Here is a 12,911-nt window from a genome sequence, read left to right as displayed (position 1 = left end):
TTTCCTGTTGAGTTATCAAATCATTGCGTTTGCGCAAGGCCCAAGACCGGACCGGTCACAAAATCATCACAGATCATGGCCCATTCATTCATCCTGTACGCGCAGGGTAAAGGGCAATGTGATCTGAACATGCAATCCGCCTTCGTCCCGGTTATGGATGGCAATCTCGCCGCCATGGGCTTTAATCGCACGCCGCGCAATCGACAACCCCAACCCGAACCCGATGCCATTTATCCCCGGTTCACCGCGAATAAACGGTTCAAACATATTTTCCAATTGTTCGGCCGGAATGCCCGGCCCCTGATCGGAAATCGTAATGCAGAACACCTTTTGATCCATATCGGCCTCGGCCGAAATCCGGACCAACTGCCCTTCGCGCGAATGACGCAACGCATTGCGCACAATATTTTCAAATGCACGGCGCAACAATTCGGCATTGCCGATAACCACCGGCACCTCGCCCTGCCAATTGCGTTTGATCGCAAGGTTGGTCTGCACCTTGATCCCGGTGGCATCTGCCTCGAACCTTGCATCGCTAACAACCCGGCCCAGCAAATGATCGATGTCAAGCCATGTCTGGTTTTGACTGGCACCGCTTTCCGCACGTGACAGGGTCAAAAGTTCCCCAACCAATTCGTCCAAACGAACGGTTTCCTTTTCGATCCGATCCAGCGACCCCTCGATCCGGTCCGGTTTCTGGCGCGCCAGTCCGACGGCCAATTGCATCCGCGCCAAAGGCGACCGCAATTCATGCGACACATCATTTAACAACCGATCCCGCGCCTCGATCAATTGTTGCAGGCGCACGGCCATCACATCAAAATCACGTGCCAAATCGGCAATTTCATCGCGCCTGCGGCCAATCTTTTCGCCCAGTCGCCAGGTTAAATCACCGGTCGAAAGCCTTTCAAATCCTTCTTGCAACTGTCGGATAGGCCGGGCCAGATACCACGCCAAAACACCGCTAAAGATCAATCCGCCGATAATCCCGGCAATGACAAGCGGGGTTGGCACGCTGAACCGTCCACGATCGGGGATTTCGGCCACAATATCAGCAACATCAAATTTCAAATGCACCAGCAAACCGACCGGGCTGATGGCATCACGGGCCAAAAAGCCGTTTACCTTGATATCTTCGACCCGGTCTTCCGGCGCAGGGGCCGCATTTATCATCGCGCCATCAATCACCGGCTCAATGGAAAGCCGATCCCGTTCAGATTGCGGCCAATAGGCCATCGCCTGTTCCAGCGGGCCAAGTCCCTCGGCCTCGACAATGCGCGCGGCTGTTTCGATATAACCGCGTGCCGTTTCCTTAAGATACCCAATATGATAGGGGGTCGGCGGGCCACCATAAATCGTGAACAGCAACCATACCCCCTGCCAGATGGCCGTAAAGGTCAGGGAAAACCCGATCAGGATTTTCCAAAATAAACGGCCCCTCATATGTCCTGCCTCAATCGATAGCCAAACCCGCGCACGGTTTCGATCAAACCGGCATCATTGCTGACAGATTGCAGTTTCTGGCGCAGGTTGCTCATATGAACGTCAATTGATCGGTCATAAACCTCGCGCGGGCGGCCCAAGACTTTCATCGACAATTCGTTTTTCGATAATGCCCTTTCCCGCGCCCGCATCAGAACTTCCAAAAGATTGAATTCCGAAACTGTCAATTCCATTTCAATTGCATTAAATGCCGCAACCCGGCGCGCGGTATTAAGGCGTAACTTGCCAAGCACGACTTCATCGTCCTTTTCACCGCCCTTGTCGTTGGAATGTCCTTTGCTGCGGCTATCATTGATCGGTTCTGCACGGCGCAAAACCGCCCGAATGCGCGCCACCAATTCACGCGGGTAATAGGGCTTGGGGATGTAATCATCCGCACCAAGTTCCAACCCGATCACACGGTCCACATCATCGCCCTTGGCGGTCAACATGATGACCGGCACCCGGCTTTGGGTTCGCAATTCGCGCAGCACCTCTATCCCGCCCATGCCCGGCATCATGATATCAAGCAACACCACAGAAAACGCCCCGTCTGCCCCCCCGTCCAGCGCCAGACGCAGGCCGTCCTGACCGTTAAAGGCATTGGTGATGTCAAATCCCTCGCCTTCAAGATACTCGGCCAGCATCGTGCCAAGTTCGACATCGTCATCAACAAGCAGAATTCTGGTCACAGGATGCGGATCTTTCAAAATGCGGGTTCATTCATATGCATGATGACATTCTAGCGTGGAAAATCCCGAACAAAAGGCACCCATGCCGGACTTTACACATTCCTTACACATCATTTTCACCCCGCTCACCCCCATCTGACAAACGACTTGCTATGTCTGGGGTGTCACGCGGCGCATTGCCGTCTGACATGTTTCATCTCAGGATCTGAAAGCCCGATGACAAAACCACAAAAGACTGCGCGCAACATTGTAATTGCCCTGATTGCCATATTGGTTGCCGGATGGATGGCACAAGCCTGGCTGTTCCCGCCAGAAACCAAAATCGGCTATGTCACCGCCAAACCCCGTATCGGCCATCTTGCCGATACGGTTCTGGCCAGCGGCACAATCACCGCATCCAAACTGGTCAGCGTCGGCGCACAGGTTTCCGGGCAAATCACCGCCTTGCATGTCGATCTGGGTGATCGCATCAAGGAAGGCGATATGATCGCGGAAATCGATCCATCAACCCAACAAAACGACCTGCTCGATGCCGAGGCCGCCTTGGCCAATGTCACCGCACAGCTTGCCGCCAAACAGGCCGAACTGAGACAGGCGCAACTGGATTACACACGCCAGAAAAAAATGCGTGCCCTTGACGCATCCCCACAAGAAGATTTTGATGCCGCCGAGGCAACCCTTGCCGTGACCAAGGCCGAAATTACCGCCCTCAAGGCGCAAATCGATCAGGCTAAAATCGCACTCGACACCGCACAAATCGATCTTGGCTATACCGAAATCCGCGCCCCGATGGATGGCACCGTTGTTGCCCTTGCGGTCAAGGAAGGCCAGACCGTCAATGCCGCGCAATCAACCCCGACCATCATCAAACTGGCCCAGCTTGATACCATGACGGTCGAGGCCGAAATATCCGAAGCTGACGTTATCCGCGTACACGAAGGTCAACCGGTCAGCTTTACCATTCTGGGGGATCGGACCACCAAATATGAAAGCACGCTGCGCGCCATCGAACCGGCCCCGGACGGGATCGAAGACGATGACGACAACACCGATGATGACGCGGTCTATTACAACGGCCTGTTTGATATCGACAACCCGGACCACCGTTTGCGCGTCTGGATGACTGCCGAAGTCATCATTACCCTAAATGATGTCGATAATGCCCTGATCGTACCATCTGCGGCCCTGATCGGCCCCGACACCAATGGCAATTATAGTGTGCGGGTTCTTGATGAAAAAGGCGACGCGATTGAAAAACCTGTCACCGTCGGGCTGAACACCAATATCGACGCCCAAATCATAAATGGCATTTCCGAAACTGATGATGTTGTGATCGGCGCGACAAGCGGCGCCACGGCGTCAAGCCAATCGGTCCGTCGTGGTCCCGGGGGGATGTTCTAGCCATGAACCAGATCACCCCTGACACAACAACTGCGCCGCTGATTGAAATCCGTGATTTATGGCGCCACTATCCGGCCGGCGAGGAACGCATTGCCGTTCTTAAAGGCATCAACCTGACCATTGAACGTGGTGAAATGGTCGCAATCATTGGCGCGTCCGGGTCGGGAAAATCGACCCTGATGAATATTCTGGGCTGTCTGGATCGCCCGACGGGCGGGGAATATCGCGTTAATGGCCGTCTGACCGGCGATCTGGAACCCGATGAACTGGCCGCCCTTCGGCGCGAATATTTCGGCTTTATCTTTCAGCGGTATCACCTTCTGTCGGACCTAAGCGCGCTTGGCAATGTCGAAGTCCCGTCGATCTATGCCGGGTTTGATACCGAAACCCGGCGCGACCGGGCGATGGATATTCTGACCCGTGTCGGACTTGGTGATCGTATTCATCACCGCCCCGGCCAACTTTCCGGCGGACAACAGCAACGTGTCAGTATCGCGCGCGCCCTGATGAATGGCGGCGATGTCATTCTGGCCGATGAACCAACCGGCGCACTTGATAGCCAAAGCGGTGCCCAGACATTGGAATTGCTGCGGGATCTGCACCGCGATGGCCATACGGTTATTCTGGTCACCCATGATCACGATGTTGCCGCCCATGCCGAACGCATTATTGAAATCCGCGATGGCGAAATCATTCGTGATGAACAACAATTTCAGGCAAATGCGTCTTCCACGTCGCGCAAACCTGCCGAAACCTTTGTCCAGAAATCATCGCGCATCCGTGCGGAAATAGACCGGTTCAACGAAGCCTTCAAAATGGCGCTGGTTGCCATGAATGCGCATCGCCTGCGCACTTTCCTGACCATGCTGGGCATCATTATCGGCATTGCATCGGTGGTATCGGTCGTTGCCCTTGGCCAAGGGTCACAAGACCGAATTCTTTCTGATATCAGCTCAATCGCGACTAATACAATTGACGTCATGCGTGGCAAGGATTTTGGTGATCGTGATGCCGATCAAATCCGAACCCTGACCGCGGCCGATGCCAATGTTCTGGCCACCCAGTATTACGTCGACAGCGTCACGCCAAAGGTTTCAAGCACCGTCACCCTGCGTTACGGCAATATCGAAGTCGATGCCGCTGTTTCCGGGGTCGGTATGGATTACTACCGGGTGCGCGGTTATGAAATGGCCAATGGCATCTGGTTTAACAACCTTGCTGTCGAAAAACGTGCCCAGGATGCCATCATTGATGACAACACCCGTGAAAAACTGTTTCCCAATGGGGAAAATGCACTGGGCCAGGTCATTTTCCTTGGCACCGTGCCGGTCCGCATCATCGGTGTCACCGCGCCCAAAGACAGCACATTTGGCAATAACGACAGCCTGAACATCTGGGTGCCCTATACCACTGCGCTCACCCGTATTCTGGGGCAAAATTACCTCAGCAGCATCACGGTGCGCATTGATGACAATGTACAAACCGCACTGGCCCAGCAAAATATCGAAAGCCTTTTGACCCAGCGACACGGGATAAAAGACTTCTTTACCATCAACACCGATACCATCCGTGAAACCATCGAAAAAACCACCCAGACCATGACGCTTTTAATCTCATCAATCGCGGTGATTTCGCTGATTGTCGGGGGCATTGGGGTTATGAATATCATGCTGGTTTCGGTCACAGAACGCACCGGTGAAATCGGCGTTCGCATGGCGGTTGGCGCGCGTCAAAGCGACATTTTGCGTCAATTCCTGATCGAGGCCGTTCTGGTCTGTATCCTTGGCGGCGCATTGGGTGTTTTGACCGCCCTTGGCATCGGCGTTCTGTTCGATGTGATGGGCAGTTCATTTTCGATGGTCTATTCGACAACATCAATCGTTGGTGCCTTTGCCTGCGCGACCCTGATCGGGATTTCGTTTGGCTTCCTGCCTGCCCGCAGTGCCGCCCGGCTTGATCCGGTCGATGCCCTGTCGCGCGACTGACGGAGAAATAAAAATGATCACGCATATTCTGAAAACCGGCACCATTCTGTCAATGATCGCCCTTGCCGGGTGCAGCAGCCTGACCGAAACCCGCTATTCCCGCCCCGATATAGCGGGACAGAACAGCTGGAATGGCGCCGCCACAACAACGGCAACAAGCGATAGCGCAACAACACCAACCCCCATCATCGACAGCCAAAACTGGTGGCAGAATTTCGATGATGCCAAGCTTGATGAACTGGTCGCGCGCGTGCTTGAACGCAACAATGATCTGGCGGCTGCCACGATCAAGGTCCGCAAGGCACAGCTAACCGCCGGCCTTGCCGAGGATGACCTGTATCCCGATCTTTCCGCAGGTGCAGATACATCTGTTTCGCGTCAACTTGATGAAAATAACGGCAGCACGCGAAGCTTTGGCACCAATGCCGGGATCAGTTACGAACTCGATCTTTGGGGCAAGCTTGGCCATGATTACGATGCTGCACGCTGGGAAGCACTGGCAACGCTTGAAGACCGCGAAAGCACCGCTCTTTCCCTGATCGGCACCACTGCCACCCTTTACTGGCAGGCGGTTTATTATCAGCAACGCCTTGATATTGCACAGGCCAGCATCGATTACGCCCAGCAGACCCTTGATCTTGTCGATGTGCAATATGCATCGGGATCAACATCGTCGCTGGAATTATTCGAAGCCCGTCAGAACCTTGAAAGCCAGCGTGCCGATTATACCCAGATTGAACAAAGCCTGACCGAAACCAAAAATGCGCTGTCGATCCTGTTTGACCGTGCGCCGGGCGATATCGCCATTACACGCACCACCCTGCCATCCGGGGCCTTGCCCGATGTGGCACCGGGCCTGCCATCCGAATTGCTGTCACGCCGCCCCGATGTCCGTGCGGCTGAATTGCGCTTAAAAGAAAGCGTTTCGGATTTGAATTCGGTCAAAACCAGCTTGCTTCCGACCGTCACCCTGACCGGTGAGCTTGGCACCAGCAGCGATCAGTTGCGCGATTTCCTGCAAAACCCGATTGGCACATTGGGCGCCAGCCTAGCCCTGCCATTCCTGAACTGGAACCAGGGACAACTTAACATCAAAGTATCCGAGGCCGAATACGAACAGGCCATCACCGAATTCCGCCAAACCACCTATGAAGCCATGAATGATGTGGAAAATGCGCTTTCGGCGCGCACGCAATATGAACGCCGCGCCCAGCGTCTTGAAGCCGCCCTTGATGCTGCGCGCAATGCCGAACGGATTTACGAAACCCGGTTCCGGTCCGGTGCGGTTGCCATGCAAGATTGGCTGGATGCCCAGGAAACCCGTCGTACCGCCGAAGAATCCGTTCTTGAAAACCAGTTGGATCGCATCACCAATCTGATCACGCTGTATCAGGCCCTGGGCGGCGATGCCACACCGGCCAATGCCCTGCCCGACACACCGCCGTCAATACCATCTGAGGCATAACAATGCCTGCCCGAACAAGGAAACATGATGATGCGATATCACCATCTTTCGCACCATATCGGCCATGCCCTGATCCTTGCCGGGGCCGGGCTTTGCATGACGGCCTATCTGCTGGGCGAAAGTCGTGCCGCACAGGAACACCCCGGCCAAATGGGCATGGATCAGATTGATCAAATAGATCAGCAGGATGAAGGTGAAAAACCGATCATCCTGCAACGCCCGTTTATCCCGGCGCCATTTGTTCCTATAACGGATTAACCGCCCGGCGATCGACAACACCGGGCACAATACCACGCGATGCATTCGAGACGTGATCCATCACATTGCTGGCCGCGATATCAAATTGCCGCGCGACCATGCGTTTTTGCCGTTCGGCAAACAGGGCGGCACGATCCGCAACATCAACCGGACTTCCGGCAACATCACGACCGGCAAGAAACGCATCACGATCCAGCCAATCCAGCGTATTTTTCGTCAGATCAAGCCGCAACACATCGCCATCACGCAAATGGCCGATACCGCCGCCGACAAATGCCTCGGGCACCATATGGCCGATGCAGGCGCCCTTGGTGACACCGGAATAACGCCCATCGGTGATCAACATGCTTGATGCTTCAAGAATGCGGTGATGGCGCAAATTCTGCGACGGGGAAAACATTTCCGGCATGCCATAGGCCTCTGGCCCCTGCCCGCCAATGACAAAGGCAAAGGACAAATGCCCCTGTGCCAGCATGTCTTTGGGGGCTGCCATATCAACCCGGTTGCCGCCGTTGCGCGCAACAATGGCCGCGATAAGGTCTTCATCCACGCCATCGGTTTCAATCAACCGCGTCACCAGATCGGGCGAGGCAAAATCCGCATTACAAACATGTTCATTTTCATAGTAACGCACGATGAAAACGTGATCGTCGAAATGTTCGATCAAATGGTCGCTCATCCCTGATGTCTTGACCGCACAATTTTCAAAAAAACTGCCGGTTAAAACATCAACGCCGGACCGGGCGCGTATCGGCGTTGCCCGGATAACCGATTTATCACCCAACGACAAATCGACCGGGTTATCAAGTCCCGCAATCCGTTCACCCCATGTTTTGCCAAGCACCGTCGGCGCATCCAGATCCATCGCGACACCAAGATCGACCAAAACCCGATAAATGCTTTCCATGCCGCGATTTTTGCCCTCGGCCATTTGCTGGGCCAGAACAAAGGTATCGCGATTTTCGGTTAAGCTATGGGCGAATATTTCCGGCACCGGGGTGTTAAGGCGGACATTCTGATAATCATCAACCGTCACATCAAACCCGGCATAGCGCATCATAAACGGCAGATGCAGCAACATATTGCTGCTGGAACCCGTCGCATTATGAATACGCACAAAATTGGCAAAGTTGCGTTTCAACAGATTGCTAATCGCATATTCGGGTTTGTTAAACACCCCAAACAGCGCATCAATCCCCGCCGCTACGGCGGCATAGGGCGGCACATCGGTCAAAAGCTCCAATTCCGGCGGCGTCAGGCCAAAGGCGGCCAACATGGTGCGCGATGAATTGCCCGTGCCGTTAAAGGCACAAATCCCGCCCTTGGAATCACAGGTCGCCCCGGCCAATTCGTCAAGCACCCGGCGTTCCATTTTGCCATCAACAATGCCCAGCAACCTTGCACGATCCAGCAATCCGGCAAAGGCTTCGTCGGATGTACATTGCAAGATATAGCGCATGTTTTCGCGAATATCAGACCCAAGGTCATCATGCCCGGCCCGGTCGGCATCATCGGCGATTTTATCAAGCAGGCGTCGCGTTCCGTCGGGAATTTCACCGCCCTTAAGCACATGTGATGGCGCAAACACCGCCCAAACCGGGGCCTGATCCCCGCGATAGGCACGCGCCTGATCGGCAGACGCCAATCCGGCCACCACGGCGGCGGGCGATTTGTCACATCCGGCAATCACATAGGCCGCGTGATAGCTGTGCCCTTCAAAGGTGATATTGACCGCCGCCGCCGTATGATTGCGCGATGCCAGCGAATAACTTTGGCCGATATTGTTCTGCGCGGTGCCGTCACAAATAACCGGCACATGAAACAAAAACGGCACCCCGCCCCTTTCCCAAATGCGGATTGCCGCCATCAAGGCCTGTGGCCGATCCAGCAAATGCGCCGGATGATCCGGTGCCCCGCCGATAATCGCAATCCGGGGCCGGTTTTCAACCAAACGCCCAACAACATCGCGGATTTCCGGCATCACAAAATGACGATCCCGCACAACCACGGGATTTTCATTTACCGCATCACGCAACAACCCGATCACCGTGATCGGTTGATTGGCAAGCCCCTGAATACAATCGCGATAGGGATTGGCTTTTTCGTCAATGGTGATTGCATTGGGGATGGATCGGGATTGGGGCATAATGGACTCTGTCTGCGGGAAGCGGGATGGCAAGATGGCGGGATGATATTAGCAGGCGTTTTAGCACGTATTTATGCACGCGCCAGCAGACTATCAGACAAGTCCACCATCAACGATAAAGCTTTGTGAACTGCACGCCGATGAAACATCTGATGCCAGGAAAAGCACCATCTGCGCAACATCATCGCCGACAAGCCGACGTTTGACGCATTGCTGTTGCTGTATGCGTTCTTCGTCCTCGGGCGTGATCCAAAGATCAAGCTGACGCTGCGTCATGATACAGCCCGGAATAACCGTATTGACCCGAATGCCATCGCCCCCCCAATCGCGTGCCAATGCCCGCGTCATACCGATGATCCCGGCCTTGGCGGTTTCATAGCCGACCAGATCAGGCAATCCCATCAAATAACTGACCGAACTGAAATTAATGATACTGCCCCCGCCTTTTTCGGCCATGCCCTTGGCCACCGCGCGTGAACAGAAAAACTGATGGCTCAGATTAACGTCAAGCTTGTCACGCCATTCATCCGGTCCGGTTTCGGCCGGGGTGTGCCGATCATCACGGGCGGCATTATTGACCAGAACATCGACCACGCCGATCTTTGCCGACATTTCCGTAATTGCCTTGGGAATCTTGAATTGATCACGCAAATCAAGCGACGCATAAACCGGCCTGACATTCAGGTCGCGGTCGATTTCATCACAAAGCTTTGCACCTGCTTCATCATCAATATCAAAAAAACCAACCCGCGCACCTTGCGCACAAAAGGCCCTAACAATAGACGCCCCGATCCCTGACGCGCCGCCGGTCACAAGGACCGATTTTCCGTCGATGTCGTGGTAACTCGCTGTCATGACGTTCCTGACCTGTTTTAATTTTTTAGGTTACCAAATTAAATGCTGCGCTGCATCAAACCAATCACTCCCTTAACCCAACCCTGAATGCGTTAAACGGGACTGATTTAGCCTTTGAAGCGAGTTTTTTAATTTGTTCATTAAAAAAAATTTGACAGGACGGACCGAAGGCGTCAACATTTTTTCGACAATAAAAATAAATGTTACCGCAAGACACATATCATTCAGGGAAGAAACAAATGAAAAAGCTCCTCTCCTCGGTCGCACTGGCCGGTGCAGTACTGTTTTCTGCCAATGCTTTTGCCGATGATCTGATCGTTGGCGTTAGCTGGTCGAACTTCCAGGAAGAACGTTGGAAAACCGACGAAGCCGCGATGGTCAAAGCCCTCGAAGCCGCTGGTGCGCAATATATCAGCGCCGATGCCCAAAGCTCGCCATCCAAACAGCTTTCCGATATCGAAAGCCTGATTTCGCGCGGTGCAGATGCCTTGATCGTTCTGGCACAGGATTCCTCGTCAATTGGTGCCGCAGTAAAGCAGGCAACCAACGAAGGCATCCCGGTTGTTGGCTATGACCGCCTGATCGAAGACGCCACCGCCTATTACATTACCTTTGACAACAAGGAAGTCGGCCGCCTTCAGGCCAAGGCCGTATTCGCCGCCCAGCCCAAAGGCAACTATGTCTTTATCAAAGGCGCCCCGACTGATCCGAACGCCAATATCCTGCACGAAGGTCAACTTGAAGTCGTTCAGGCCGCAATCGATTCCGGTGACATCAAGGTTGTCGGCGAAGCCTATACCGATAGCTGGCAACCCGCCATCGCCCAGCGCAACATGGAACAATTCCTGACCGCTGCCGATAACAAAGTCGATGCCGTTATTGCCTCAAATGACGGCACGGCCGGTGGTGTTGTTGCCGCCCTTTCCGCACAGGGCATGCAAGGCATTCCGGTTTCCGGTCAGGATGGCGACCATGCCGCCCTTAACCGTGTTGCCCTTGGCACCCAGACGGTTTCGGTTTGGAAAGACGCCCGCGTTTTGGGCCAGCGCGCAGCCGAAATCGCCGTTGACCTTGCCAAAGGCACCAAACTTGGCGACGTCAAAGGCACGCAGGATTGGCAAAGCCCGAATGGCGTCACCATGAAATCCTATTTCCTTGCTCCGGTCGCCATCACCCAGGACAAACTCAATCTGGTGATTGATGCCGGTTGGGTCTCGAAAGACGTTGTCTGCAAAGGCGTTGCAAGCGGCAAGGTCGCTGCCTGTAACTAAGGCAGGTTTCCTCCTCCCTCCGACCTTGCGAAACCCGGGGCTGGCCTATCATTCTGGCCAGCCCCGCTGCTTGACGAGCTTTTGACATGACAAGACTACTTGCCAAGATGGAAGTCGACCGCCGCCTTGTCGGGCTGGCCGTTGTGCTTTTGATTATCTGGATCGGCTTTGACCTGGCGTCTGGTGGCCGGTTTATCACCCCGCGAAATATCTTTAACCTGTCGGTGCAAACCGCATCCGTGGCCGTGATGGCCTGCGGGATGGTTCTGATCATTGTCACCCGCCATATCGATCTTTCGGTCGGCGCCATATTGGGCGTTCTGGCCATGATCATGGGCGTGGTCCAATCCGATATCCTGCCACAGTTTCTCGAATACAATCATCCGATGACCTGGGTGATCACGCTGATCGTCGGATTGATCATTGGCGGCGCCATTGGCAGCATTCAGGGACTTGCCGTTGGCTATCTTGGGGTTCCGGCCTTTATTGTCACGCTGGGCGGGCTTTTGGTCTGGCGCGGGGCAGCATGGTGGGTCACCCAGGGGCGCACCGTTGCCCCGCTTGATCATAATTTCATGCTGCTGGGTGGCGGCATCGAAGGCACGATTGGCGCCACTTGGAGCTGGGTCGTCGCCGCCATTGCCATTGCCGCCATCATCTATGCCGCGATCAAAGACCGACGTCGCCGGCTATCATTTGAATTCCCGGTCAAACCGATCTGGGCGGAATACACCAACACCGCGATCAAGGCGGGTCTGGTTCTGATTGCGGTCATCACCTTAAATGCCTATCACCTGCCCGAACGGGCCGCTGAACGCATTCTTGAAAGTCGCGGCATTGCGGCAACCGCAGAAAACCTTGTGATTTCGCATGGCATTCCAATCCCGCTTTTGATTGTTGCACTTGTCGCCATTGTCCTGACCATCGTTGCCAAACGCACCCGGTTCGGGCGCTATGTCTTTGCCATTGGCGGCAACCCACAGGCTGCTGAACTTGCCGGGATCAATGTCAAACGCATGACCGTGGCGGTCTTTGCCCTGATGGGGGTTCTCTGCGCCATCAGTGCGGCGATTTCATCGGCCCGCCTGCAATCGGCTGGTAATGACCTTGGCACTCTGGACGAACTTCGTGTGATCGCGGCTGTGGTCATTGGCGGCACATCGCTTGCCGGTGGGCTTGGCACAATTTACGGCGCGCTGATTGGCGCATTGGTCATGCAAAGCCTGCAAAGCGGCATGGCCTTGCTCGGCGTTGATACGTCATTGCAAAGCATCGTGATTGGCCTTGTTCTTGTTCTTGCCGTCTTTAGTGACAAATATTTCCACCGTCGTTACAGCGACCCGACCGCGTAAGGGA

General features: G+C 54.6%; 10 protein-coding genes. 6 read left to right on the top strand and 4 right to left on the bottom strand.

The features are described 5' to 3' along the window. Window positions 1–84: 84 nt before the first annotated feature. Window positions 85–1,443 (bottom strand): HAMP domain-containing sensor histidine kinase, encoded by a 1,359-nt coding sequence (locus TALK_RS11785; RefSeq protein WP_085619078.1) that lies wholly within the window; start codon window positions 1,441–1,443, stop codon window positions 85–87. Continuing rightward, on the bottom strand, window positions 1,440–2,174 hold the full coding sequence (locus TALK_RS11780; RefSeq protein WP_245829847.1) for a response regulator transcription factor: 735 nt from the start codon (window positions 2,172–2,174) through the stop codon (window positions 1,440–1,442). Before TALK_RS11780 ends, TALK_RS11785 begins: the two co-directional genes overlap by 4 nt. 216 nt (window positions 2,175–2,390) lie before the next feature. Here TALK_RS11780 and TALK_RS11775 point away from each other — a divergent pair, with 216 nt between their 5' ends. Genes TALK_RS11775 through TALK_RS11760 form a run of 4 tightly spaced genes read left to right on the top strand, consistent with a single transcriptional unit; the run spans window position 2,391 to window position 7,283 of the window. Beyond that, the gene (locus TALK_RS11775; RefSeq protein ID WP_085619076.1) at window positions 2,391–3,575 is read left to right on the top strand and encodes an efflux RND transporter periplasmic adaptor subunit; all 1,185 of its coding nucleotides are present in this window, start codon (window positions 2,391–2,393) and stop codon (window positions 3,573–3,575) included. A 2-nt stretch (window positions 3,576–3,577) separates the two neighbouring features. Then, entirely contained in the window at window positions 3,578–5,560 is a 1,983-nt protein-coding gene (locus TALK_RS11770) for a MacB family efflux pump subunit (protein ID WP_085619074.1), read from the top strand. A 13-nt stretch (window positions 5,561–5,573) separates the two neighbouring features. Beyond that, complete coding sequence (locus TALK_RS11765) at window positions 5,574–7,025, top strand: TolC family protein (protein WP_139833806.1); 1,452 nt, start codon at window positions 5,574–5,576, stop codon at window positions 7,023–7,025. A gap of 27 nt (window positions 7,026–7,052) precedes the next feature. Next, window positions 7,053–7,283, top strand: coding sequence for a hypothetical protein (locus TALK_RS11760; protein ID WP_085619069.1), 231 nt, complete (start codon window positions 7,053–7,055; stop codon window positions 7,281–7,283). Here the strand turns inward: TALK_RS11760 and TALK_RS11755 are convergent. Next, on the bottom strand, window positions 7,270–9,429 hold the full coding sequence (locus TALK_RS11755; RefSeq protein ID WP_085619067.1) for a dihydroxy-acid dehydratase domain-containing protein: 2,160 nt from the start codon (window positions 9,427–9,429) through the stop codon (window positions 7,270–7,272). The two genes, TALK_RS11760 and TALK_RS11755, sit on opposite strands and share 14 nt — an antisense overlap. A gap of 93 nt (window positions 9,430–9,522) precedes the next feature. After that, window positions 9,523–10,284 (bottom strand): SDR family NAD(P)-dependent oxidoreductase, encoded by a 762-nt coding sequence (locus TALK_RS11750; RefSeq protein ID WP_085619065.1) that lies wholly within the window; start codon window positions 10,282–10,284, stop codon window positions 9,523–9,525. Between the two features lie 239 nt (window positions 10,285–10,523). Between TALK_RS11750 and xylF the strand changes: the two genes are divergently transcribed. Together xylF and TALK_RS11740 are read left to right on the top strand one after the other, a co-directional pair. Next, entirely contained in the window at window positions 10,524–11,555 is a 1,032-nt protein-coding gene (gene xylF, locus TALK_RS11745) for a D-xylose ABC transporter substrate-binding protein (protein WP_085619063.1), read from the top strand. Window positions 11,556–11,641: 86 nt separating this feature from the next. Further along, the gene (locus TALK_RS11740) at window positions 11,642–12,907 is read left to right on the top strand and encodes a sugar ABC transporter permease (protein ID WP_085619061.1); all 1,266 of its coding nucleotides are present in this window, start codon (window positions 11,642–11,644) and stop codon (window positions 12,905–12,907) included. The last annotated feature ends 4 nt before the right edge of the window (window positions 12,908–12,911 follow it).

The organism is Thalassospira alkalitolerans (genome assembly GCF_002115745.1).
GTDB classification, from domain to species: Bacteria; Pseudomonadota; Alphaproteobacteria; order Rhodospirillales; family Thalassospiraceae; genus Thalassospira; species Thalassospira alkalitolerans.
This window is presented reverse-complemented; position numbering and strand designations above follow the sequence as displayed.

Excerpts from the sequence above, each read along its gene's own strand:
- TALK_RS11785 (WP_085619078.1), bottom strand. The coding sequence starts at position 1,443 with ATGAGGGGCCGTTTATTTTGGAAAATCCTGATCGGGTTTTCCCTGACC.
- TALK_RS11775 (WP_085619076.1), top strand. The coding sequence starts at position 2,391 with ATGACAAAACCACAAAAGACTGCGCGCAACATTGTAATTGCCCTGATT.
- TALK_RS11770 (WP_085619074.1), top strand. The coding sequence starts at position 3,578 with ATGAACCAGATCACCCCTGACACAACAACTGCGCCGCTGATTGAAATC.
- TALK_RS11765 (WP_139833806.1), top strand. The coding sequence starts at position 5,574 with ATGATCACGCATATTCTGAAAACCGGCACCATTCTGTCAATGATCGCC.
- TALK_RS11760 (WP_085619069.1), top strand. The coding sequence starts at position 7,053 with ATGATGCGATATCACCATCTTTCGCACCATATCGGCCATGCCCTGATC.
- TALK_RS11755 (WP_085619067.1), bottom strand. The coding sequence starts at position 9,429 with ATGCCCCAATCCCGATCCATCCCCAATGCAATCACCATTGACGAAAAA.
- TALK_RS11750 (WP_085619065.1), bottom strand. The coding sequence starts at position 10,284 with ATGACAGCGAGTTACCACGACATCGACGGAAAATCGGTCCTTGTGACC.
- xylF (WP_085619063.1), top strand. The coding sequence starts at position 10,524 with ATGAAAAAGCTCCTCTCCTCGGTCGCACTGGCCGGTGCAGTACTGTTT.
- TALK_RS11740 (WP_085619061.1), top strand. The coding sequence starts at position 11,642 with ATGACAAGACTACTTGCCAAGATGGAAGTCGACCGCCGCCTTGTCGGG.